This window comes from Streptomyces sp. NPDC001848 (assembly GCF_042891915.1).
Classification (GTDB): Bacteria; Actinomycetota; Actinomycetes; order Streptomycetales; family Streptomycetaceae; genus Streptomyces.
On record NZ_JBIATP010000001.1, the window covers coordinates 617,203 to 640,220 of the forward strand.

16 protein-coding genes are annotated in these 23,018 nt (G+C 71.4%); 8 read left to right on the plus strand and 8 right to left on the minus strand.

What is annotated here, in order from left to right; genetic code table 11:
- Window positions 1-3 precede the first annotated feature (3 nt).
- The 5 genes from ACFYZJ_RS02790 to ACFYZJ_RS02810 form a co-directional block, all read right to left on the minus strand.
- Window positions 4-960: a carbohydrate ABC transporter permease gene (locus tag ACFYZJ_RS02790; protein WP_388562081.1), complete on the minus strand. Its 957-nt coding sequence runs from the start codon at window positions 958-960 to the stop codon at window positions 4-6.
- The gene (locus ACFYZJ_RS02795) at window positions 932-2,182 is read right to left on the minus strand and encodes an extracellular solute-binding protein (RefSeq protein WP_388562083.1); all 1,251 of its coding nucleotides are present in this window, start codon (window positions 2,180-2,182) and stop codon (window positions 932-934) included. Before ACFYZJ_RS02795 ends, ACFYZJ_RS02790 begins: the two co-directional genes overlap by 29 nt.
- A gap of 339 nt (window positions 2,183-2,521) precedes the next feature.
- Entirely contained in the window at window positions 2,522-3,250 is a 729-nt protein-coding gene (locus tag ACFYZJ_RS02800) for an alpha/beta hydrolase (protein WP_388562085.1), read from the minus strand.
- An 83-nt stretch (window positions 3,251-3,333) separates the two neighbouring features.
- Window positions 3,334-6,081, minus strand: coding sequence for a helix-turn-helix transcriptional regulator (locus ACFYZJ_RS02805; protein ID WP_388562087.1), 2,748 nt, complete (start codon window positions 6,079-6,081; stop codon window positions 3,334-3,336).
- A 327-nt stretch (window positions 6,082-6,408) separates the two neighbouring features.
- Window positions 6,409-7,464, minus strand: a complete 1,056-nt coding sequence (locus tag ACFYZJ_RS02810) for a helix-turn-helix domain-containing protein (protein WP_388562089.1) — start codon at window positions 7,462-7,464, stop codon at window positions 6,409-6,411.
- Window positions 7,465-7,707: 243 nt separating this feature from the next.
- Here ACFYZJ_RS02810 and ACFYZJ_RS02815 point away from each other — a divergent pair, with 243 nt between their 5' ends.
- The 4 genes from ACFYZJ_RS02815 to ACFYZJ_RS02830 all read left to right on the plus strand — a co-directional run bounded on the left by ACFYZJ_RS02815 (window position 7,708) and on the right by ACFYZJ_RS02830 (window position 13,701).
- The gene (locus tag ACFYZJ_RS02815; RefSeq protein WP_388562091.1) at window positions 7,708-10,449 is read left to right on the plus strand and encodes an AAA family ATPase; all 2,742 of its coding nucleotides are present in this window, start codon (window positions 7,708-7,710) and stop codon (window positions 10,447-10,449) included.
- Between the two features lie 122 nt (window positions 10,450-10,571).
- Window positions 10,572-11,567 carry an alpha/beta hydrolase gene (locus ACFYZJ_RS02820; RefSeq protein WP_388562093.1) on the plus strand — a complete coding sequence of 332 codons (996 nt, stop codon included), beginning with the start codon at window positions 10,572-10,574 and terminating at the stop codon, window positions 11,565-11,567.
- Window positions 11,568-11,725: 158 nt separating this feature from the next.
- Window positions 11,726-12,682, plus strand: coding sequence for an alpha/beta hydrolase (locus tag ACFYZJ_RS02825; protein WP_388562095.1), 957 nt, complete (start codon window positions 11,726-11,728; stop codon window positions 12,680-12,682).
- A 71-nt stretch (window positions 12,683-12,753) separates the two neighbouring features.
- Window positions 12,754-13,701, plus strand: coding sequence for an AraC family transcriptional regulator (locus ACFYZJ_RS02830; RefSeq protein ID WP_388562097.1), 948 nt, complete (start codon window positions 12,754-12,756; stop codon window positions 13,699-13,701).
- 169 nt (window positions 13,702-13,870) lie between these two features.
- Here the strand turns inward: ACFYZJ_RS02830 and ACFYZJ_RS02835 are convergent, their stop codons facing one another.
- Complete coding sequence (locus ACFYZJ_RS02835; protein ID WP_388562099.1) at window positions 13,871-14,485, minus strand: FMN reductase; 615 nt, start codon at window positions 14,483-14,485, stop codon at window positions 13,871-13,873.
- Complete coding sequence (locus ACFYZJ_RS02840; RefSeq protein ID WP_388562100.1) at window positions 14,482-15,567, minus strand: LLM class flavin-dependent oxidoreductase; 1,086 nt, start codon at window positions 15,565-15,567, stop codon at window positions 14,482-14,484. The genes ACFYZJ_RS02835 and ACFYZJ_RS02840 overlap by 4 nt, the downstream gene beginning before the upstream one ends.
- Window positions 15,568-15,961: 394 nt before the next feature.
- Between ACFYZJ_RS02840 and ACFYZJ_RS02845 the strand changes: the two genes are divergently transcribed.
- Genes ACFYZJ_RS02845 through ACFYZJ_RS02860 form a run of 4 tightly spaced genes read left to right on the plus strand, consistent with a single transcriptional unit; the run spans window position 15,962 to window position 21,978 of the window.
- Window positions 15,962-17,329 (plus strand): cytochrome ubiquinol oxidase subunit I, encoded by a 1,368-nt coding sequence (locus ACFYZJ_RS02845; protein WP_388562102.1) that lies wholly within the window; start codon window positions 15,962-15,964, stop codon window positions 17,327-17,329.
- Window positions 17,322-18,620, plus strand: coding sequence for a cytochrome d ubiquinol oxidase subunit II (locus ACFYZJ_RS02850; RefSeq protein ID WP_388562104.1), 1,299 nt, complete (start codon window positions 17,322-17,324; stop codon window positions 18,618-18,620). Before ACFYZJ_RS02845 ends, ACFYZJ_RS02850 begins: the two co-directional genes overlap by 8 nt.
- Complete coding sequence (locus ACFYZJ_RS02855; protein WP_388562105.1) at window positions 18,617-20,344, plus strand: ABC transporter ATP-binding protein/permease; 1,728 nt, start codon at window positions 18,617-18,619, stop codon at window positions 20,342-20,344. The genes ACFYZJ_RS02850 and ACFYZJ_RS02855 overlap by 4 nt, the downstream gene beginning before the upstream one ends.
- Window positions 20,341-21,978, plus strand: a complete 1,638-nt coding sequence (locus ACFYZJ_RS02860; protein ID WP_388562107.1) for an ATP-binding cassette domain-containing protein — start codon at window positions 20,341-20,343, stop codon at window positions 21,976-21,978. The genes ACFYZJ_RS02855 and ACFYZJ_RS02860 overlap by 4 nt, the downstream gene beginning before the upstream one ends.
- Before the next feature lie 124 nt (window positions 21,979-22,102).
- On the opposite strand, the gene ACFYZJ_RS02865 is transcribed toward ACFYZJ_RS02860, so the two are convergent.
- On the minus strand, window positions 22,103-22,939 hold the full coding sequence (locus tag ACFYZJ_RS02865) for an alpha/beta fold hydrolase (RefSeq protein ID WP_388562109.1): 837 nt from the start codon (window positions 22,937-22,939) through the stop codon (window positions 22,103-22,105).
- Window positions 22,940-23,018 lie beyond the last annotated feature (79 nt).

Here is a 23,018-nt window from a genome sequence, read left to right on the forward strand (position 1 = left end):
CCCTCAGGCGTGCCGGGCGCGCCGCTGGGCGCGCAGATACACGAAGGCGAAAACGAGCGAGACGGCGACGAGTACGTTGCTCGTCGCGGCGCCGCGCCCGAACTCGAACTGCTGGAAGGACAGTTGGTAGGACCGGGTGGCGAGGGTCTGGGTGGCGTCGGCCGGTCCCCCGCCCGTCACGATCAGGATGAGTTCCAGCACCTTCACGGTGTAGACCACGCCCAGCACCAGTACGACGTTCACCACCGGGCGCAGCAGTGGCCAGGTGATATGGCGGAACGACGCCACCGGACCGGCGCCGTCCAGCTTCGCCGCCTCGTACACATGGGTCGGGATGTCCTGCAGACCGCCGTACAGGATCGCGGTGTTGAAGGGGATGCCCACCCAGATGTTGATCAGGATCACGGAGACGAGCGCCTGTGAGGTGCCGGTCAGCCAGGGTATGCCGGACGACAGCAGGTGGAGGCCGCGCAGTGCCTCGTTGACGACTCCGTCGTCGGTGTCGAGCATCCACCTCCACGTCGTCCCGGTGACGGCCAGCGGCAGCAGCCATGGCAGCAGCAGGAGCGACCGCAGAACGCCGCCGAGCGGGAACCGGTGGCGGAAGAACAGGGCGAGGGCCAGGCCGAGCACGAACTGCCCGGCTATCGAACCGGCGGTGAACAGGACCGTCGTCAGCAGGGCCTTGGAGAAGAGGTCCGACGGCAGGATCGTCGCGTAGTTCCGCAGCCCCACGAAGGGCGCGGCACCGGTGTAGAAGGTCGTGATCGTGTACTGCTGGAAGCTCATCACGACGTTCTTGACGATCGGGTAGCCGAAGAACAGCAGCAGGTACGCCACCGCGGGCGCGATGAACAGCCACGGGACGACCGGCTCCCACAGGCGTGCCCGGGCCCCGCCGTCCGTGGCCGCCGCCGCGGCCTCGGCCTCGTCAGGAACCGGTCGCGATCTGCTGCGCATGCCGGAGTGCTTCCTTCGGTGTCTGCTCGCCCGTCAGCGCGGCCTGGATGGCGGTGTAGATCCCGGTCGCCGCCTTGGGCCACTTGACGCCGAGTTCTCCGGTCCGGGCTCGGGCCTTCTCGACGCTGTCGACGAAGGCGGCCATCGACGGCACCTGCTCGGCATAGCGATCGGCCACCGCCGAGCGGGAGGGGACCGTGAAGTTCTGCTTGGCCAGGGCGAGCATGTGCGTGGAGTCGTTGAGGCAGGCCAGCACCTGGGCGGCCTTCTGCTGCCGGGCCCTGGAAGCGGTCTGCGGGACCGTCCACACCTCACCGCCGAGCGGTGTGACCAGGGTCTGCCCCTTCTCGCGGACGGGGATGGGGGCCACGCCCCAGTGCAGGTCCTTGGCCTTGTTCAGCTCGGAGATCCGCCAGGGACCGTTGAGCATCATGGCCGCCTTGCCGGCGACGAACTGGTCGTGGACATCGGCCTGGGTCCAGTTCAGTACCGACTTCGACATGGATCCGCTCTTCACCAGGTCGACCCACAGCTGGAGTGCCTGCGCGGCCTGCGGGGTGTCCAGCCGCTTCTCGTCCCCGCCGTTGGACCACAGGAAGGGCAGGAACTGCCAGGTGCCCTCGAAGGTGGCGTTCGCGTCGACCGCCATGCCGTAGCGCCCCGGGCGGCTCAGCCTGGCCGCCGCCGCCTTCAGCTCGTCCCAGGTCCTCGGCACGGCGACCCCGGCCTTGGAGAGCATGTCCTTGTTGTAGAAGAGGGCGATGGTGCTGACGGTGGGCGCCAGTCCGTACACCTTCCCCTGGTAGGTGCCCGCCGACACGATGCCCTTGGTGAAGCCGCCCGAGTCGATGCCGTACCGGTCCAGCGGGGTCAGCGCGCCGGTCTGCGCGATCTGCTGCACGTCGGGGTTGTCCAGCATCAACAGATCGGGAAGGGTCCGCGACGACGCCTGCTGCAGCACCTTCGGGACGAGCGACGCCCCGGGAACACTGCTGTGCTCCACCGTCACGCCGGCGGCCTTGCCACAGGCGGTGAGCCGCTCGCCCCATTGGGCGTGTTCGGTCGTGTCGGTGTAGTAGTCGAGGGCGGTGATGGAGGTCACCTTGCCGGTGGCGCCGCCGGCCCCGGTTCCGCCCCCGCACCCGGCGGCAGTCAGTGTCAGGGCGACGGTTCCCAAGAGGGCGGTGAACCGCCGCGCGGAGGATCTGGCGACTGAGACCATGGTGGTGCCTTCCCGAGTGACATCTGTCGCCGGCGTTTCGATCTCGGGAGGCGAAGGCGGAACCAAGGCACCCCCGGCGACTCGGTCGGCGTAGCCCTGCGGGCGAGGGCCAGGCGTCCGCGTCGCTGAGGAGAACATCCATGCCGGCGGCTTCCCGTTCGGGCGCGGACATTACCTCATTCACCCGAACAGAAGGTACGCCGATGAACAGAAGGCAGGCCGAGGCCCTTCAGGTCTGTCCTGCGGATCAGCCCGGTGTCGCGGCCCTGGTACGCGCTCCGCCAAGGACCGTTCCTCACAGCCGACCTGCCGGAAGACAGATCCCGGCCGTCGCCGCGATCAGCGCGCCGTCGCGGCTTCCCGGATCATCGCCGCCACGGCGCCGGGCTGCGAGAGAACCGCGGCGTGTGAGGCGTCCAGTACGTGTTCGTTGGCTGCCATGCGCTGTGCCATGAAGCGCTGAGCGGTGGGGCTGAGCATCCGGTCGGCGGCCGCGATGGCGTACCAGGACGGCTTGGAGGCCCATGCCGGCGGGCCCGACCTGCCGGTCAGCGCGCCCTGGGCGATCGGGCGCTGCGTCACGGACAGCACGCTGGTGACACGGGGCGGCAGGTCGGCGGCGTACACCTGCGGGAACCGTTCCTTACGGATGTACAGCTCGCTTTCCCGGCCGGCGGGAAACCGGGTGGGGAAATCGGCGGCCGAGGTCGCCCCGGTGACCGGCATGGGGGCGAAGCGGCTGGTGATGTCGAGCAGGCATTCTCCGGCGTCGAGGCCGAACGCCGCCACGTAGCACAACGCCACGGTGTTGTCGTCGTCGGTGGCGGCCTGGGTGATGACCGCGCCGCCGTAGCCGTGGCCGACGAGCACGACCGGGTCCTCGATGTGGCGCACCGCGCTCCGGATGTAGGCGGCGTCCTCCGCCAAGCCGCGCAGCGGGTTCGCCAGGGCGCGCACGGTGAGTCCGGCGGCCTGGAGGAGGTCGATCACCCCCGCCCAGGACGAGGCGTCGGCGAACGCACCGTGCACGAGCACGACGGTCGGCGGTACGCGGGTGTGTCCGTGCACGTCGGTGGCCTCCGGATGGGTCTGGCCCCAGCCAAGCGCGTTCGGGCGGACGAGGCATCGCGTGAACGTACCAACAGCCCCGCTCAGTCGTCGTGCACGGCCATCACCACGTGAGTGAGCTGGACCCGGGAGTTGACCGACAGTTTCCGGAAGACGGACGTCAGATGTGTGTTGACCGTGTGCGGGGAGACGACGAGCAGGTCGGCGGCCGACCGGTTGGTGTGGCCCTCCGCGATCAGGCGTGCGATCTTCTTCTCCGAGGCCGTCAGTGCCTCCCAGCCCTGGACGGGGCGCTGCCTGCTCGCCGTTCTGCGGCCGCCGGCCCCCGCACCCTTCAGAGCGCGCTGTACGCGAGCCGCTGCGGCGTGCGCGCCTGACGCGAGGAACGCGGCACGGGCATCGGTCAGGGCGGCCACCGCCTGGGGTTTCCGGCCTGCTGCCAGCAGTGCCTGTCCGAGATCGGCGCAGGCGGCGGCCCGGACCAGCGGGCGAGGGCTTGCCCCGAGCAGCTCGACGGAACGTTCCAGCAGGGCGAGATCGTTCTTCAGGAGCCCGAGGGCCTGCGCCGCGACGCCGGTGGCGGTGGACACGTCCGGATTGCGTTCGGCGTGGGCTTCGGCCTGAGCGGCCAGGTCCTCGGCGAGCCCCTGGTCCGCGCCACGCAGGGCCATGCGGATCGCGCAGTCGACCCAGGTGCGCAGCAGCCGCCAGCGCATGAAGGGAGCTTCCTGCTGCACCTGCCGGATCTTGTCGACGGCGAGCCCGATGTCCCCGTCGTCCTCGGCGACCACCGCTTCCAGGAAACGCACCGCGGCCGTGTTGCCCGGGTTCGGCTTGGCCGCCAGTCTTTCCCTTGCTGCCGCCAGGTGCTGGCGCGCCGCTTCCCGGTCGCCGCGGAGCAGGGCGAGCCGGGAGCGGATCACGCGGGCGTTCACCTGCTGGACGGGGACCTGTACGTCGTCCTCCAGACGCTCCATGGTCACGAAGTCGGCTTCGGCGTCGTCGAGCCTGCCCCGCCCCAGGTGCTGCTGGGCCTGCGCCCACAGCAGCATGGCCTCACGGGACGACCCGGCACCGTCCGCCGCCCGCAGGAGCAGCCGTTCGCCGGACTCGTAGTCGTCCAGGTGCTGGTACGCCACGATCTCTTCGGGAAGGAAAGCGGAGTCCACGGCGCTGAGCGCGGTGAAGCGCTCCACGGCGACGGCGTTCTCGCCCGCGTTGAGCGCGATCTCGCCGAGCCCGAACAGGGACAGCACGTGTGCCTCCCGGTCACCGATCGCGATGGCCGCACGCAGGGCGTTCTCGCCCGCCTCCCGCGCCGCCTTCAGGTCATGGCTCCGGGACAGGGCCAGCGCACGCAGGGCGGTCAGCCTGGCCTCGACCTCGGGGGCGGCCCCCCCCACGGCGAGGGCCGTTTCGGCCCGGCGGCGCAACTCCTCGGAGAGATCCAGGTTCCACAGCGTGCCGCCGAGGGCGGCCTGCAGCCGACCGAACGCGTCCAGGGGCGGCCGGCCGGCCAGCAGCCGGTCACCGGTCGACAGTGCCTCGCGGTTCCTGCCGGCCCGCGTCAGACTGACGATCGCCTGCTCCCCCACCTCAAACCTCAACGGCCGCGTGGCCGGCACCAACTCCAGGGCGCGCGTCATCAGGTCGGCCGCGAGGCCCGGCGTGACGGGCAGGACGTCGTCAGCGGCCCGCCGCAGCAGCGCCACGGCTTCCTCGTCTCCGGGCTGTGCGCTCCTGAGGATGTGCGACACCGCGTCGATGGGCTGGTGGCCCGTGGCGACGAGGTGGTGGGCGGCCTGCCGGTGCAGGGCCTTCCGGGCCGACGGAGGGATGTCCACGTAGACCGCCTGGCGCAGCAGGTCGTGCCGGAAGACCAGATGGTCGCCGTCGTCGTCCAGGAGCCCGGCGCGTACCACCTCCTCCAGCGCATCGATCAACGTGGCGGACGGTTGGCCGTAGAGCGCGGCGGCGTCCTCGAAGCCGAACGTGCGCCCCAGCACCGCTCCCATCTGGAGGAAGCGCAGTGTGCCGGGCTGCAGTGACCTGAGTCTGCCGCGCACACCCACCACGAGCGCTGGGGGCACGGACTCGCCGGAGGCGTCGGCGGTCCGCAGCCCGGTGAGCATCTCGACCGCGAGAAACGGGTTGCCGCCGGCTCCGTCGAGCAGCTCGCGCACCCGCTCGTCGACGGCTGTCCCCAGGGTGTCGCCGGCCAGTTGGCCGATGGCCGCGCCGGACAGCGGGCCCAGCGGCACGGTCACCGCGGGGAGTTCGTCCCGCGCGGCCGCGACGATCTCCTCCGCCGGGCCTTCAGGGCCCTGCCGCCCGGTCAGCATCCACAGCACCGGCGAAGTCCGCAGCCGGGCCGGAAGCTGCTTCAGGGCGAACAGGCTGAGCGGGTCGGCCCACTGCACGTCGTCCAGGGCGATCAGCACCGGCACGCTGCCCGCTCTGGCTTCGATCGCCTCCGCCAGGCGCTCCACCAGCCAGATCCGCCGGTCGTGATGGCGCGCGAGATCGGCGAAGGTGTCGCCGGACAGCAGCGGCTCGTCGCCGTGCAGGACGCAGGCCGCCAACGACGAGAGCGGCACGATGTGATGCAGTTCGTCGGCCTTGCCGAGGCCGGTCGAGAACCCGGCCGTCCTGGCCGTGGCCACCGCCTCGAGGAGCAGCGTGGTCTTGCCGATGCCCGGTTCTCCCCGGATGAGGATCAGCGCGCCGCTTCCGGTGCGGGCCACCGAGGCGATCAGTGTCCGCAGCTCTTCGAGCTCGGCCTCCCGGCCGCGCAGACCGCTTCTGGACAGCGATCCGCCTGACCCCGCCACGCACGCCCCTTCCAGTTCACCGCCCCCGGCCGCATCCCACGCCGACCGGTTCCTCCGCACCTTCGGCGTCGGCTGCCGGTTCCGTGCGGACGGCCCCGGGAGGCATGGACGACGAGCCGGGGTCCACTATCGCAAAAAGGACAGCTCAGTGCACCCGGTACAGAGGGCGAGTGAGATCGGCCACGCCACCGGCGAAAGCGCGGGCAAGCAGGGCGGACTCGAGCGCCGAACAGAACGGGAGTCCGATCGGAGCTCTCAGGGAGCGGGCACGCGGGCCGAACCCGGAACGGGCGTTGTGGCCCACGACAGGCCGGAAGGTCCGGGCCACTAATAAGACGCCGCGACCTCCGGCACCGCTGACACACCGCTCGGCAACACGGGCACGCGAGGCGCTCGCGCTGCGGACTCGCGCCACTCGACGGGGGACATCCCGTAGACGTTCCGGAAGACCCGGCTGAAGTGGGCGGGGCTGGTGAAACCCCACCGGCGGGCCACCGCGGCGATGGTCCGGCCCGCCGCCTCCCGGCGGGCGAGCTCACGCCGGCACTCCTGCAGTCTGCGGCGCTGGATCCACCGGCTGACCGTGATGTCCTCGGCCTGGAAGAGCTTGTGCAGGTAGCGTACGGAGATCCGGTTGGCGCGGGCTATGGCTTCCGGCGTCAGGTCCGGGTCGGCGAGGTGCCGGTCGATGAACTGCTGGATACGCGCCAGCATCACCCGGGCTGGGCTCGGCGCGTCACGGCCCTCCTGGTGAAGCCGCTCCTCGACCAGGACGGTGAGAAGGTCGACCACGTGGCGGGCCAGCGCTTCGGCGGTGGCCGACGGATACGTGTCCGCGTTGTCGACGAGCTGGGTCAGAAAGGGTGCCAGCAGCGAGCCCGACACGGTGTCGGGGCGGATGGCTGTCGCGGTGAGCTGTCGCAGGTCGGACTCTTCCAGGCCCAGCAACCGCCGCGGCACGACAAGGGATTTCGTCTGGAAGGGATGGGGGAACTCCATCCGCAGCGGCCGCGCCATGTCCAGGAAGACGATCTCCCCGGGACCCAGCTGGACCTCACGGGCGTCCTGCCGGAATGCGGCGACACCCCTGGCCAGGAGCTTGACGGCCAGATACGCCCCGTCGCCCCCGGCGATCAGCTGCGGAGTCCGCCGCGCCCACAGGGGGTCGCCCTCCACGGTGGCGACCCGCAGATGGCCCAGCCGGGACGTTCGGATGGTTCCGGAGCAGACCTCGTCGGGGACGGAGATGGCGACCGGGGCGAAGGTGCGGGACAGGGCCGCACGCCAGTACGCCAGTCGTTGGTGGGCGGGCGCCGCGTCCGTGGTGTAGACGGTGGCGGACAGCGGCCGTGCGGGTTCCGGTGTCGATGGATCCGACGACATGATCTCTCCCTTCGGCCTCTGTGTTCTGCGAACACCGTGCCAACGGGCGTGGTTCGGCACATCGCGTGAACCCGCTAGATCGGGGGGTGAGTCGTGCCGCATATGAGGTTCCGGCCGTCGAGCCGACAGCGTGTTCGATCCCGTACAGTTCAGTGGTGCTCGCCCCGACGTATGTGATTGCCGAGGCCCGCCATGGCCGCTAGTCGCAGCACCGCCCGCCACTCCCCGCCCGCCACTCGGCTGATGGGACGGCAAGCCGAGATCGCCGAGATCCTGGACGTTGTCCAGGAGGGGCGCAGCGAACGGATGCTGCTCCTGCTGGGAGAGGCAGGCACGGGCAAGTCGAGGCTGCTGGCGGTCGCCGTCGACCACGCGCGGGACAACGGGGCTCTCGTGCTGGCGGCCCAGGGCAGCGAGGCGGAGGCGCGGCAGTCCTTCGCCTCCTTGCACCAGCTGTTCCTGCCCCTCCTGTCCGCCCTCGGCACGTTGCCGGACCATCTGCGGGGGGCACTGGAGACCGCGTTCGGCATCGCTCCCGCGGCGGGACCGCCCGACCCGATGCCGCTGCGCATGGCGGTGCTGACACTGCTGACCGAGGTCTCCCGTCGGCAGCGCGTCCTGCTGGCGGTCGATGACGTCCAGCACTTCGATCGCGACTCTCTCGACGTTCTGGGCTTCGTCATGCGCCGCATCACCGCCGAGGCCGTACCGGTGCTGCTGGCGGCACGCGGGCAGGCGCCCCCGGACGGTGTCGCAGCGGACCTACGCACTCTGGTCCTGGGACCGCTCGCCGAACAGGCCGCGGCCGAACTGGTGGACGCCCAGCCGCACGCGCCCACCGGCCGGACCCGGGCCGAACTGCTGCGGCAGGCCGACGGAAATCCGCTCGCCATCATCGAACTGTGCCGCGCGGCCGGCAGGGCCGGCGGGGGAGCACTGCCCGGCGGTGGGCTGCCGCAGACCGAGCGCATCCAGGAGTTGTACGCGGCCCGCCTGCGCAGCCTCCCGGAAACGACCCAGCGGCTGATCCTGTACGCCGCGGCATCGGAGTACGAGGACCTCGCCACGATCATGGCCGCCGCCGGCGCGGGGGCGGATCTCGGGGCATGGGCCCCGGCCGAGGAGGCGGGTCTCGTGGCCGTCGCGGACGGGCGGGTGGTGTTCCGGCATCCGCTGGCACGCGCCGGGTCCTATCACGGAGCCCCGGCCCACCTCCGGCAGCAGGCGCACCGGGACCTGGCGGCGGTCCTCACGGCCGATCCGGCCCGCCGGGCCTGGCACCTGGCCGAAGCGTGCCTCGGCCAGGACGAGTCCGTGGCGGCGGCCCTGGAGGAGACCGCCGAGCTCTCGGAGAAGCGCGGTGGTTTCTTCGCGGCGGCACAGGCGCTGGAGCGGGCGGCGGAGTGCAGCCCCACCGTCGCCGACCGGGCGCGCCGGTACGCCAAGGCCCTGAGAGCTGCCAACAACGTCGGCGACCCTTCGTGGGTGCGCGAGTTGTACGACAAGGTCAACACGCTGACCCAGGACCCGGACGTGCTGCTGCTGGCGGCCTGCGGCGCCGGCATGTCCCTGTCGATGCTGGGGCATCAGCAGCAGGCGTTCCGGGTGCTGATGGACAGGCTGGAGCCCGAGCCACCCGCGGACAAGATGACCGTACTGGCCCTGGTCTCCGTGCTCCAGGCGGTCTCGTTCCAGTCGGGCCTGCCCGAGATCAGGCGCCCGATCATTCCCCTCCTCGACGGGATGAACGGCTGGAGCCGCGACACGCCCTACTTCGAGCTGGCGACGGACGAGGCCTCCGACACGGTGTGGGCCGTGACCATGGCCGGGGCCGACCCGGCCCGCGCCCCCGAGTTGTTGCGGCGGGTGCGCCGACGGCCGGTCACGACGGAACCGGGGACGGGAGTGGCGGAGATGACCCGGGCGCTCGCGCTCGGTGGGGTCGCCTGGTACGCCGACGAGTCCGACCTGGCCGTGGAGTCCTTCCGGCAGGCGTACGCCGTGCTCAGGGCGTACGGCTCCCTGGGCCCTGCCGCGACCACGCTCGCGGCGATGTGCTCCGCGCTGATCGACACCGGGCGGTGGGTGGAGGCCGACGAGCTGCTGGAGGAGTCCGCGACGCTGGCGGCGGTCCAGAAGCTGAGGCACCTCCAGATCGACGTGGCGGCGCTCCGGGTGACCCTGCGCGCGCTTCGCGGGGAGCCCGTCGGCATGCCGACGTACCCGGCCTGGACGGCGGTCGGGCTGGAGGAGAACCGCGCCACCCACGCGCGCCTGTTGCGAGCCGCCGGCACCGGTGCCGCCGCAGCCGGCGACTTCGACGGCGCGTTCCGGCACTTCCGCTCGTTGTTCGCCGAGGACGGCACACCTCTGCACCACTTCCTGTCACTCCGTTCGGTCGCCGACCTCGCCGCGGCCGCCCAGCGCACGGGTCGGCAGAAGGAGGCGGCGGTCGTCGTCGAGTCGGTCCGCGCCGCGCTCGGGCCGCAGCCGACGACCCGGATGACCCTGCTGCTGCATCACGCCGACGCGCTGACCGGCGATCCGAAGGACGCCGAGCACCACTTCCGCCTCGCCACGGTGAACCCGGCGGGTGACCAGTGGCCGCCGGCCCGGGCCCAGGCGAGGCTCCACTACGCGCAGTGGCTGCGCAGGAGGCGGCGCCCCCTGGACGCCCGGCCTCTCCTGGCCACGGCTCTGGAGTCGTTCACCCGGCTCGGCGCGTCGGGCCTGGCCGAGGAGGCACGCGTGGAGCTGCGGGCCAGCGGCGTGGCCACCTCACCCGCCAAGGCCGATCCGCTGACGGAGTTGACCGCGCAGCAGCGTCAGATCGTACGGATGGCGGCACGCGGTCTGCGCAACCGGGAGATCGCCGAGCAGCTGAAGCTGTCCCCTCGCACGGTCAGCTCCCACCTGTACAACGTGTATCCGAAGCTGGGTATCAGCAGCCGCAACCAGCTCCGTGATCTTTTCGACGACCTGTGATCCCCACGGCAGGACGTGCCGCACGGGCGCTTGCGCTCCCGCGCGGCGATCACGGATGCTGTGGACGCCGGTGAGGACTCGGGGGGACGGCTGATCGTTTCGTTGGAAGGAACGTGAGCAGTGTGAGCTTCGAGCCCAGCACGGGCCCCGGCGGACCCGACCGCCCCGCCGTCGTCCTCGATCCCCGCGTCCAGCGGCTCGTCGACGCCTCCGCGGCACCGCCCTTTCTGCACCAGCTCGGTCCGGTCGACGGACGGCAGGCACTGCTGGAGATCCAGGGCCACGCGCCGGACGACTTCGGCGTGGACGCCGAGTACAGGGTGGCGCCGGTGGGCCCCTCCGGTCTCGTCGGCTTCTGGATGTTCCGGCCGACCGAGCCGACCGGTCCCCTTCCCGTCGTCGTCTACCTGCACGGCGGCCGGTGGATGCTGGGTGACGCCCGGACGCACGCGCGGATGATCAGCGAGCTGGCGGCCGCCAGTTCCGCCGCCTTCATCGTGCCCGAGTACACCCGCACTCCCGAGGCCCGCTACCCGGTCGCGCTGGAGGAGTCGTACGCGGTGCTGACCTGGGTGGTCGAGCAGGCCGCCGAACTGGAGCTGGACGAGCGGAGGCTGGCGGTGGCCGGCGACTGCGCCGGCGCGACCATGGCCACGGCGCTCACCATGATGGCCAAGCAGCGCGGCGGCCCCCGCATCCGCGCGCAGTTGCTCTACTACCCAATGACCGAGCCGCACAGCGACACCCCCTCGCGGGAACAGTTCGAGTCCGGTTACCTGCTGACGGGCACGGCTCTGGAGTGGTACTGGCGGCAGTACAGCGACGACGAGTGCGAACTCGCCGAGCCCACGGCCGCACCGCTGCGGGCCGGCACGGCGGACCTCGCGGGACTGCCTCCCGCCCTGGTCGTGACGGCGGAGGCGGATGTCGTACGTGATGAGGGGGAGCAGTACGCCCGCCTGCTGCGGCAGCAGGGTGTGCCCGTGATCGCCGCCCGCTACCTGGGGACGGTGCACGACTTCGCCTCCCTGAATGCTTTGCGGGAGAGCCCGCCCACGGTGGCTGCGATCAGGCAGGGCGGCCACTTCCTCAAGGACTCCCTGGCCGACCGGCGCTGACGCTCACCCGCCGTGGTGCTGCGACCGCCGGCCACCGGTCTGTTCGCGCTGCCCTCGGAAATGGACCGTCAACATACTGATGCCTCTGAGCATGCTGCTTGCCAGGGTGAGGACGTGAGGCCGCCCGGGCGGCACGTCATGCACATGGAAGAGGCAGCATGTCCACCGTCGAGCCGGTCCTGGAAATGGCCGCGCAGGCCTTCGCCGAGACCACGGCTAACCCTCCGTACCTCCACGACCTGGGCCCGGTCGAGGGGAGGAAGGCCGTCGACCGGGTCCAGGCGGGCGACGTCCGGGTGCCGGATGCCGACGTGGAGGACCTGGTCATCCCGGTAGGCCCCTCGGGGCAGGTCTCGCTGCGCGTCTTCCGCCCGGCCGGTGCCCAGGGGCCCCTGCCCGTCGTCCTGTACGTCCACGGCGCCGGCTGGGTGTTCGGCAACGCCCACACCCATGACCGGCTCGTCCGGGAGCTCACCGTACGGGCCCGGGCGGCGACGGTCTTCGTCAACTACAGCCTCTCCCCCGAGGCGAAATACCCGACGGCGGTCGAGGAGATCTACGCCACGCTGCTGTGGATCTCCGAGCAGGGAGCCGCGCACGGGTTCGACGCGGCCCGCGTCGCGGTGGCCGGCGACTCGGTCGGCGGCAACATGGCCGCCGCCATCACACTCCTGGCCAAGCATCGCAAGGGTCCGAGGCTGGCCGCGCAGTTGCTGTTCTACCCCGTGACCGACGCGAACTTCGACACCGGCTCCTACCAGCGGTTCGCGCGCGGCTACTTCCTCAGCCGCGAGGGGATGAAGTGGTTCTGGGACCAGTACACGACCGATCCGGCCGAGCGCGCGCAGATCACCGCCTCGCCACTGCGGGCGAGCCTGGAGGATCTGGCCGGGCTGCCGCAGGCGTTGGTCATCGTCGCCGAGGCGGACGTCCTGCGCGATGAGGGCGAGGCCTACGCGGCCAGACTGCGCGCCGCCGGTGTGCCGACCACTGCTGTGCTCTACCAGGGCGTCATCCACGACTTCGTCATGCTCAACGCGCTGCGTGACACGTGCGCCGCCAGGGCGGCGACCCAGCAGGGCGGCGAATTCCTCTATGACGCGCTGCACGTATGACGCACCGCGCGCCTGATCGTCCGGTGGCGCGGGCGAACGGCAACGATCCACCTCACGCAACGAGCTACGGCATGGTTGGAGCTGTCATGGCCGAGTCGGCGATGTCCCTCGCATCACAGACCGGAGTGGAACACATACTGACCCTCGCCCCGGTCGGCAATTCCGAAGACATTCACGCCCTCTCCCGGTTGCCGGGGACCGAAGAGGGGGAATTCGTTCACCTCGGCCTGCAGCTACGCGAATCCACTGCCGTCTCCCACCATGGGACGGAGATTCTCCTGGAGCCTGGCGACCTGCTCTTCTGCGACCCGGATCTGCTTCGTTCCGTATACCTCGACGACGACTGCCAGATGATGGTCTTCCGCATCTCCCGGCACCACCTGGGAGTGGCGGAGCCGGACCTGCGCCGTATCGCGGGTGTGCCCGTACGCGGCGGTGAGGGCCTGGGCTCGATGGCGTCGGTCCTCCTGTCCGCACTCGCCCCCGCAGGGGAGTTCCGCAGTTCGAGGATCGGCGACCGGCTCGTCCGCAGCGCCCTGGACCTCGTCGGCGCACTCGTCATGGAACTCCTGGCGACGCAGAGACGGCCGGAGACATCCGACGCGTCGAACACCGGCGACGAGCTGCTGACACGAATCAAGGAATTCATCGAAGGAAACCTGGGCGATCCCGATCTGTCACCCACCTCCATAGCGCTGGCGCACCATATTTCCGTCCGTTACCTGCACAAGCTCTTCCAGAACGAGGACACGTCGGTGAGCCAGTGGATACGGCAGCGAAGGCTCGTCGTCAGCCGGCAGATGCTGAATCGGGCACCGAACCACGGGCTGACCGTGGCGGCCGTGGCGCGCCGGTCGGGCTTCACCAGCCCGTCGCATTTCAGCCGCGTGTTCCGCGACGCCTACGGCATGTCGCCCAGGGCATGGCAGGCATGCACGTGGTCGATCCTGGAATCACCGATCACCAGGACCCAGGTTCCCCGGCGCCGAAGGAGCGTTCTGCTCAGCGATGCCGCTTGATCCTGGCCGGTCCCACAGCCCGGAAAGCCGGGCTGTGCGCACGAGCCCGGCGAGGGAGGGCATGCCTTCCGAGCCGACCTGTCACTCGCTTCCCGCCATGAGTTCGGCCACGACGCGGTCCAGGTCGATGTGGAGTCCCTCCGTGCCCGGTGGCACGACCCGATCGGCCTCAGTCGAAGCGCAGGTCCGAGAGCTGCCGTTCGAGCGCGGTGATGTCGTCCTCGGGTGTCTCCTCGACCGGACGGGCGGCCATCAGGGCTGCCAGCTCGCCGCCCGCCCGCCGGATGCGCGCGGGCAGGCCCTCGGTGTACTCGTCACCGCCGGATCCCCAGTCCTCGGAGGCCGCGTAGACCGCGGTGGGGACGACGGCCGCGCGCAGGTAGGCGAAGAGCGGACGCAGGGCGTGCTCCAGGACCAGGGAGTGGCGGGCCGTTCCTCCGGTCGCACCGATCAGGACCGGCTTCCCGGTGAGGGCCTCCGGGTCGATCAGGTCGAAGAACGACTTGAACAGCCCGCTGTAGGAAGCGGTGAACACCGGGGTCACGACGATCAGGCCGTGGGCGCCCGTCACCGCGTCGATCGTGGTGGCCAGCGGCGGCGACGGGAAACCGGTGACGAGGTTGTTGGCGACGGCGACGGCGAGTTCCCGCAACTCGACGACCTGCGTTTCCACGTCGTGGCTCTGGGCGGCGAGTTCACCGCGGGCCGACTCGGCGAGACGGTCGGCGAGCAGGCGTGTGGAGGAGGGGGTGCTCAGCCCCGCGGAGACCGCTACGAGTTTCATGCGGCGGAGACCTCCTGAACGGCCCGCAGGGACTCGTGGGTGGGAGCGTCCGGTACGTCGGCCGGGCGGCCGATCGCGAACTCCTTCCGCAGCACGGGCACCACTTCCTCACCGAGGATGTCGAGCTGCTCCAGGACCGTCTTCAGCGGCAGTCCCGCGTGGTCCATCAGGAACAGCTGCCGCTGGTAGTCGCCGACCGTCTCGCGGAAGGACAGCGTCCGTTCGATCACCTGCTGGGGAGAGCCCACCGTCAGCGGGGTCTGCTCGGTGAAGTCCTCCAGTGACGGCCCGTGCCCGTAGACCGGCGCGTTGTCGAAGTAGGGGCGGAACTCCCGCACGGCGTCCTGGGAGTTCTTCCGCATGAACACCTGTCCGCCGAGACCGACGATGGCCTCCTCGGGGCGGCCGTGACCGTAGTGGGCGTAGCGCCGCCGGTAGAGCTGGACCATGCGCCTGGTGTGCTCGGCGGGCCAGAAGATGTTGTTGTGGAAGAAGCCGTCGCCGTAGAAGGCCGCCTGATCGGCGATCTCCGGGGAGCGGATCGAGCCGTGCCAGACGAACGGCGGTACGCCGTCCAGCGGCCGGGGCGTGGAGGTGAAGCCCTGCAGCGGTGTGCGGAACTTGCCCTCCCAGTTCACCACGTCCTCACGCCACAGCCGGCGCAGCAGCGCGTAGTTCTCCTTGGCGAGGTTGATGCCCTCCCGGATGTCCTGGCCGAACCACGGATACACCGGACCGGTGTTGCCACGCCCCATCATCAGATCCACCCGGCCGTCGGCCAGGTGCTGAAGCATCGCGTAGTCCTCGGCGATCTTCACCGGGTCGTTGGTGGTGATCAGCGTCGTGGCGGTGGACAGGATCAGCTTCTCGGTACGGGCGGCGATGTAGCCGAGCATCGTGGTCGGGGACGACGGCACGAACGGCGGGTTGTGGTGCTCACCCGTGGCGAAGACGTCGAGGCCCACCTCCTCCGCCTTCAGCGCGATGGCGACGATCGCCTTGATCCGCTCGTGTTCCGACGGAGTACGAGCGGTGGTCGGATCGGGGGTCACGTCCCCCACCGAGAAAATTCCGAACTGCATGGGGGCCTCTTCGTTCCGGCAACTGTGTGGGTTCCGGAAATGTAGGCACCGGTCGCGCGGCCGTCGTGCCTGTGCGTGCAGAGGGGCTTGCCCCTCAGCGTCCTGTCACGGTGCGGCGAGGTGAGCCGCTCGCTCCCGGCCGTGAGTGTGCGCCGTCGGGCAAGGGCACGGCACTCGCGGACCATCGTCGTACCCGGTCGGCCGTCTAGCGTGTCGGTGTCACAGGGCGACGACCGCGTCCCCTCCCCCGGCCGGCACGGCCGCCGCGACGGACCCGGGACGCCACAGCGGCTCCGGCGACAACCCACCCGCCCGTGCCGGACACGGCGCCGCGCCGCAGAGCCGGGAACACGCGGAGCCCCGTCCAGAACCGCCGCCTCCCCCGGGAGTACCCATGGCTTCGCCCGCCGTCGTCGAACTGTCCCGATGGCAGTTCGCGATCACCGCCGTCTTCCATATGACCTTCCCCGCGCTCACGGTCGGCCTCTCCGTGCTCCTCGCCGTCGCGTACACGGTCTACGTGCGCACGGGGAACCCCCTGTACCTGCAGATCTTCCGCTTCTGGAAGAAGATCTTCGCCGTCGGCTTCGGCCTGGGCGTCGTCGCGGGCACGGTCATGACGTTCGAGTTCGGCCTCAACTGGGGCACGTACGCCCACGCGGTCGGGCCGGTCATCGGGGTCACCATCGGCATGGAAGTGATCACCGCCTTCTTCCTGGAGGCGGGGTTCATCGGCCTGATGCTCTACGGGGACGGACGGATCCGCCCGCGCACCATGGCCCTGGCCTGCTGGATGGTGGCCTTCGGAACGCTGCTGTCGACCACCTGGATCCTGTCGGCCAACAGCTGGATGCAGGACCCGGTCGGCTACGAGAAGGTCGACGGCCAGTTCCACGCCAGGGACTGGATCGGCATTCTTCTCAACCCCGCCTTCGCCCACCGCTTCCCGCACATGCTGCTGGCCGTGCTGATCAGCGCCGCCTGGTTCGTCGGCGGGATCTCCGCCTGGTACCTGGTGCAGAACCGGGTCCACGCCCAGCCCATGGCCCGCCGCTGCCTGTCCATCGCACTCGGCGTGCTGGGCGTGCTGATGCCGGTGCAGCTGTATGTGGGAGACGGCACGGCGGGCTTCATGGGGCAGCACCAGCTCCCCAAGCTGGAGGCGTTCGAGGGCAACTGGAAGAGCGACAACAACGGCTACAACCTGCTCGTCGTCCCCGACACCGGCAAGGGCGTGAACCGGCTGCACGTGGAGATCCCCTATCTCGGCTCGGCCATCGCCCAGGACCTCAGCGGCAGGACGACGACGCCCGGCCTGCTGGGGACCCCGCCCGACGAGCGCCCCAACATGTGGACCACCTTCTACGGTTTCCGCGCGATGTACTTCACCGCGCTGCTCATGTTCGCCACGGCCTTCGCGGGCGTGGTCCTGCGCGTACGACGGCGCCTGTTCGACTCCCCGCGCTTCCTGCGGTGGATGGTGTGGATGACCCCGGCCGGGATCATCGCCATCACCGGCGGATGGATCGTCGCCGAGACGGGCCGCCAGCCCTGGGTCGTCTACGGGCAGCTGCGCACCGTCGACGCGGTCTCCCACCTCAGCACGTTCGAAGTCGCCGCGAGCCTGGCCGCTTTCGTTCTGCTCTACGTCTCTCTGCTGGCCATCTGGGCCCGCTACATCGTCCGCACGGTCAAGGCGGGACCCGAGGCACTGCCCACCGGGCCCGCCTCCCCCGACGTATCGGAGGCCCTCGTTGCTTGAGTACGCCAGTTACGCCCTGGTCCTCTTCTCACTCGCGATGTATGTCGTCCTCGACGGTTACGACCTGGGGGTGGGCATGCTCAGCCTGGCGGCAGGGCCGGAGCGGCGGCGGGAGTACGGCGAGATCGTCGCCACCGCCTGGGACGCCAACGAGAGCTGGATCGTGCTGGCCGGGGTCGTCCTGTGGGCCGGTCTGCCGGGCGCCGACGCCGTGCTGCTGCCCAGTGTCTACCTACCGCTGATCGGCATGCTGGTGGCCATCATCCTGCGCGGGCTGGGCCTGGAGATGCAGAGCGCGGCCGGCGGCTACCGGCGAGGCTGGGCGCTGCTGTTCGGCGGGGCGTCGCTCGCCGCGACCGTGTGCCAGGGACTCGTCCTCGGCGGCGTGCTCACCGGCCCGCACCAGCGGGGCGGCTCCTTCCGGGGCGGGGCCTTCGACTGGCTCAACGGCTACAGCGTGCTGTGCGCGCTCGGCCTGGTCGCCGTCTACCTGCTGGCCGGGGCCGCCTGGTTGCAGGACAAGACCCGGGGCTGGTCGCGGTCGGCCGTCCGCCGCACCGGACGGTCGCTGCTGGCGGTCACCGCGGTCATGGCGGTCGTACTCGGCCTACTGCTGCCCAGTGCCGATCCGCAGCAGACGCAGCTGGGCCAGCCCCTGCGGGCCGTGCTGTTCTGGCTCACGGTCGTGGCCGCCGTCGCGGCCGGTGCGGTCGCCTGGTACGGCTTCGGCCGCCGCCCCGACTGGCGGCCGTTCGCCGCCGTGACCACGATGACGGCCTGTGGGCTGCTCGGCCTGGCGGTGATCTCCGTACCGGTCGTCGTACCGCCCACGCTGACCGTCCATCAGGCGGCGAGCCCGCACTCCTCCCAGCTCTTCCTGGTGCTGGGCGTCGGGCTGTGCATGCCGTTCGTACTGGCGTACAACATCTACGCCTGGCGCAGCTTCCGCGGCAAGTACACCGATCCGGTGGAGCGTCCGATCCCGCCGCTGCCTGCCCGGGCCCATCCCCTGGCGGTCTTCCCCGCGCCGTCCGGCCGCGCGCGGACGGTCGTGCGGCGGACCCTGCTCGTGGTGACCGGCATCCTGGCGGCGGCACTGTCGCAGGACGTGTTCGGCGGTGTGTCCCACTGGATCGGCCCGGTCGGCGTCACCGTCCTGGGCGGCACGGCGCTAGCCGCCTGGGTCGTGGGCGACCGCCGGGACGGGCGCGCCGGCCACTTCCAGGCGGACGCCACGGGCTTGAAGGGCGTCGACGGCATCGACGGCATCCGGGCGGAGACCACCTCATGAGCACCACCGCCGTGCTCCTGGACGAACTGGCCGCGGACAGCGCCGAGAGCCCGGCGCCCGCCCGGTTGAAGGAATGGGCGGCCGTCGGCCGGCGAGAGCTGCGCCGCGCGGGCCTGCTGCGCGGCGCGGCCCAGCTGGGCACGGTCCTCTGGGCGGGCGGGCTGTCCTGGGGCGCCCAGCGCGGCCTGTCCGCTCTCCACGGCGCCGCCGCTTCCGGCGTACTGCCGCCCGCCCTGCTGATCGCGACCGGCGTGGCCCTGCGCGCCGTGCTGCTGGCCGCGGGCGACGCGGCGGCAGCGCGTGGCGCCCGCACCGTACGCGAGACCCTGCGCGGCCGGCTCGTCGAGACGGCGCTGCCCGCGTGCGGCCCGGCCCGCACCGACCTGGACGACGCCGCGCTGGTCCGGGCCGTCGACGGCGAGGTGGAGCAGCTGACCGACTGGCTCACCGACTACCTGCCCGCGCGGACCACCATGCTGCTCGGCAGCGGCCTCACCCTGGCCGCGATCGCGTCCCGCAGCTGGTTCGTCGCCCTGCTCGTGCTGGCCGCCACCCCCCTGCTGCCGGCCAACCTGAAGGTCATCGGCCTGGGCACGCAGACCGCCGTACGGGCCCAACTGGCGGCGATCCGCACCCATCAGGCCCGCCTCCTCGACCATCTGCGCGGCCTGCCCACCCTGGTCGGGCTCGGGGCGCACGACCAGGCGGCCGATGCGCTGGCCCGGCACGACCGGGGGGTCGCCGACCGCACCGAGAAGGTGCTGCGGATCGCCTTCCTGTCGACCGCGTGGGTCGAACTCCTCATCACCGGCACCCTCGCCGTGGTGGCGACCTACTGCGGACTGGCCCTGCTCGACTACCTGGACCTGCCCGTCGTACCGGACCACATGAGCCTGTCCGCCGCGCTGTTCGTCCTCGTCCTGGTGCCCGCCTACTTCGCGCCGGCCCGGGACCTGGCCGCCGGCTACCACGCCCGCGCCCGGGCGACCGCGGCCGCCGGCCTGCTGGCCCCGGTTCTGGACGCGCACCACGAGACCGTGGCGCCGCCCGCCCGGCCGAGCCGACGGGCCGCGACATCACCCGGGGTGAGCCTGGACGCCGTCACGGTCCAGCACACAGGCCGGGAGACACCCACGCTCGACCGTGTCAGCCTGCACCTCGCGCCGGGGCGGACTCTCGCCGTCACCGGAGCCAGCGGGGCCGGCAAGTCCACGCTGCTCGCCGTCGCGGCCGGGCTCCACACCCCGCACGGCGGACGCGCGCTCCACCTGCTGAACGGCCGAGCCGTCCCCGCCGACCCCGGCCGGGTCGCCTGGGTGGGCCAGCCCGCGCACCTCCTGCCCGGCACCCTGCGCGAGAACCTCCTCCTGGCCCGGCCCACGGCCGACGACCGCGACCTGCTGGACGCCGTCGCCTCCCTCGGCTTCGAGGACCTCCTCGCCGCACTGCCGCGGGGACTGGACACCCCGCTCGGCGAACGCGGCACCGGCCTGTCCTCCGGCCAGTCCCAACAGCTCGCCCTCGTCCGGGCGTTGCTGCGGGACGCCCCCCTGCTGTGCCTGGACGAACCCACCACCCACCTCGACCCGGAAGCGGAACAACGCGTCCTGTCCGCGCTGCGCACGCTGACCCGTGACCGTACGGTCCTGCTCGCCACCCACAGCCCCGCACTGCTGCCGCTGGCGGACCACGTCATCACGCTGGACCACGGGAGAGCCCGATGAACCGGCTCAGCGCCTGGCGGCTGCTGCGTACGGCGGCTCCGCGCCGCGCCCTGCCGGCCGGCGTGCTGTTCGCCGTGGCGGCGGAACTCAGCGGCGCCGCACTGCTCGGTGTCTCCGGCTGGTTCCTGACGACGTGCGCCGTGGTCACCCTCCAGGCCAACACCACCTGGTCCTGGATGTACCCCTCGGGTGCCGTACGGGCACTGGCGCTGGCCCGCACCGGTCTGCGCTATCTCGAACGCCTGGTCAACCACCGCACCCTGCTGACCGCCCAGGTGGCCCTGCGGGCTCGGCTGGCCCGCGGCGCTGCCCGTCTGACCCCTCGTGAGCTGCGCGGACAACGCGACGGGACGCTGCTCAGCCGGCTCACGGCCGATGTGGAGACCGTGGCGGGCCTGCCCGCGGACGTCGTCGCACCGTTGGGGGCGGCCGTCACCACCGCGTGTCTGGCCGAGGCCCTGCTGCTGTGGGCCATGCCGGTCCTGGGGGCGGCCGAACTCGTCGTCTGGGCGGCCGGCCTGGCCTGCGCCCGGTACGCCCACCGACGTGCGCGTGCCCGGCTGGCCGACGCCGCCGGGGCCAGGGCGGCCTTCGGTGCCGCGCTGCTCGGCAGCCGGGCCGCCTTCAACGAACTCCGGTGCCTGGACGCCGTGCCGCAGGCTCAGCGGACGACGGCGAGCGCGATGGCCTTGGTCGAGTCCGCCGAGTGGGCGGCGGCCCGGGCCGAGCGGTACGGCCGGCTGGCGCTGCGTCTTCTTGCCGCACTGGGGCAAGCCGTGGTCCTGGTCATCGCCCTTGGCGCCGCCCCGGCCCAGCCGGTCGCCGTCGCGGTGGGCGAGGTGCTGCTGGTGGCCGCCGGGTGGGAGCTCCTGGAGAGACTCCCGCGGCTGATGCAGCGCCTGGCTCAGGCCAGGGACGCGGCCGGGCGCCTGGCCGTTCTCTCCGCCGATGCGCACCCGGCGGGCCGACGGTGCGGGACCGTCCACTCCGTCGAGGCGCACGGCCTCCCGCTCATCGGTTCGCCCACCGGGCTGACGACGACCGTGTCAGGTCCGGCGCTGGTCCTGGTCACCGGCCCCAACGGCAGCGGGAAGTCGACACTGCTCGGGCAACTGGCAGGGCGGGTGCCCGCACTCGCCGGCACGGTGCTCCTCGGCGGTACGCCCGTGCACGAGCTGCCGGCCTCGGCCGTCGCCGAGACGGTCACCCTGGTCGAGGCCGACGACTGGCTGGCCGACGACACGGTCGCGGCCAATCTGCGTCAGGCGGCGCCGTCGGCGGACTCCACCGTTCTACGAACCGCACTGGACGTGGTGGGCTTGTCGGCCCTGCCGCTCGACACACCGGTGGGCCCCGGCGGACGTCTGCTGTCCCAGGGGCAGCGACGGCGCCTTGCCACGGCACGCGCCGTACTGAGGCGCCCACCGGTCCTGCTGCTCGACGAGCCGGTGGCCGGCCTGGACCGCCCCACCGCCGAGGCTCTCCTGGCCGCACTGCCCGAGGCGCTGCCCGCGACCGCACTGGTCATCGCCCTGCAGGAGCAGGACCTCGGCATGCTCAAGCGGCCCCCGACCGAGGTCGTCCGACTGGGCCGGGACGCGCAACGGCCGCTCCGTCCCGAGCCGGTGGCCTAGCCGAAGCCTGTCCTTCGGATCAGGGCGAATCGAAGGACAGGCCCTGGGTGCAGGCGGCGGGGGCAACGGCCCGGGACATGCGGGAGCCGGGCCGCCCTCGCACGGCGGCCCGGCTCCGGTCGGGTCACTTCGCCAGGAAGGCGAGGAGCGCCGCGTTGACCTCCTCGGCGTGGGTCCACAGCAGGCCGTGCGGGGCGCCCTCGATCTCGACGTAGTCGGCGGACGGGAGCGCCTTGTGGAACGGCCGCGCGGTTCCCTCGACGGGCAGGATGCGGTCACCCGTGCCGTGCAGGATCAGGGCGGGCACGTCGATGGCCGGGATGTCGGCCCGGAAGTCGGTGTACCAGGTCGACGGCGCGGCGGCCGCGGCGAAGAAGCCACCGCCCGCGGCGACGTTCCAGCTGTTGCGGACGGCCTCCTCGCTGATCCTGGTGCCGAGGTTCTCGTCCAGGTTGTAGAAGTCCTTGTAGAAGTCCGTGTAATAGGCGTAACGGTCCGCCTTGACGGCCGCGACGACGCCGTCGAAGAACTCCTTCGGGGCGACCCCGTCCGGGTTGTCGTCGGTCTTGAGCAGGCAGGGCTCCAGCGAGGCCAGGAAGGCCACCTTGGCGACCCGGGCGGAACCGTAGGTGGACACGTACCGGGCGACCTCTCCGGTGCCCATCGAGAACCCGACGAGGACGGCGTCCCGCACGTCGAGGGTCTCCAGCACGGTGTTCAGATCGGCCGCGAAGGTGTCGTAGTCGTAGCCGGTCGTCGGCTGGCCGGACTGCCCGAAACCACGGCGGTCGTAGGTGATCACGCGGTAGCCGGCGTCGAGCAGCACGGCACTCTGCCGTTCCCAGGAGTGGCCGTCGAGGGGGAATCCATGGATGAGAACGATCGGCTGTCCGGATCCGTGGTCCTCGTAGTAGAGGTCGATGGGGGTGGAGTTCTCCTGGCCCACGGTGATGTACGGCATGCGTTGCTTCCTCGTTTCGGATGGCTTGTACGGCGGGGAACGTGGTCACGCTAGGGCGGACGCCGCACCACCCGTTGCC

Bases quoted from the DNA above. Each gene is read 5' to 3' on its own strand.
- ACFYZJ_RS02790 (WP_388562081.1), bottom strand. From the start codon at position 960: ATGCGCAGCAGATCGCGACCGGTTCCTGACGAGGCCGAGGCCGCGGCG.
- ACFYZJ_RS02795 (WP_388562083.1), bottom strand. From the start codon at position 2,182: ATGGTCTCAGTCGCCAGATCCTCCGCGCGGCGGTTCACCGCCCTCTTG.
- ACFYZJ_RS02810 (WP_388562089.1), bottom strand. From the start codon at position 7,464: ATGTCGTCGGATCCATCGACACCGGAACCCGCACGGCCGCTGTCCGCC.
- ACFYZJ_RS02815 (WP_388562091.1), top strand. From the start codon at position 7,708: ATGGGACGGCAAGCCGAGATCGCCGAGATCCTGGACGTTGTCCAGGAG.
- ACFYZJ_RS02825 (WP_388562095.1), top strand. From the start codon at position 11,726: ATGTCCACCGTCGAGCCGGTCCTGGAAATGGCCGCGCAGGCCTTCGCC.
- ACFYZJ_RS02830 (WP_388562097.1), top strand. From the start codon at position 12,754: ATGGTTGGAGCTGTCATGGCCGAGTCGGCGATGTCCCTCGCATCACAG.
- ACFYZJ_RS02835 (WP_388562099.1), bottom strand. From the start codon at position 14,485: ATGAAACTCGTAGCGGTCTCCGCGGGGCTGAGCACCCCCTCCTCCACA.
- ACFYZJ_RS02840 (WP_388562100.1), bottom strand. From the start codon at position 15,567: ATGCAGTTCGGAATTTTCTCGGTGGGGGACGTGACCCCCGATCCGACC.
- ACFYZJ_RS02845 (WP_388562102.1), top strand. From the start codon at position 15,962: ATGGCTTCGCCCGCCGTCGTCGAACTGTCCCGATGGCAGTTCGCGATC.
- ACFYZJ_RS02855 (WP_388562105.1), top strand. From the start codon at position 18,617: ATGAGCACCACCGCCGTGCTCCTGGACGAACTGGCCGCGGACAGCGCC.
- ACFYZJ_RS02860 (WP_388562107.1), top strand. From the start codon at position 20,341: ATGAACCGGCTCAGCGCCTGGCGGCTGCTGCGTACGGCGGCTCCGCGC.
- ACFYZJ_RS02865 (WP_388562109.1), bottom strand. From the start codon at position 22,939: ATGCCGTACATCACCGTGGGCCAGGAGAACTCCACCCCCATCGACCTC.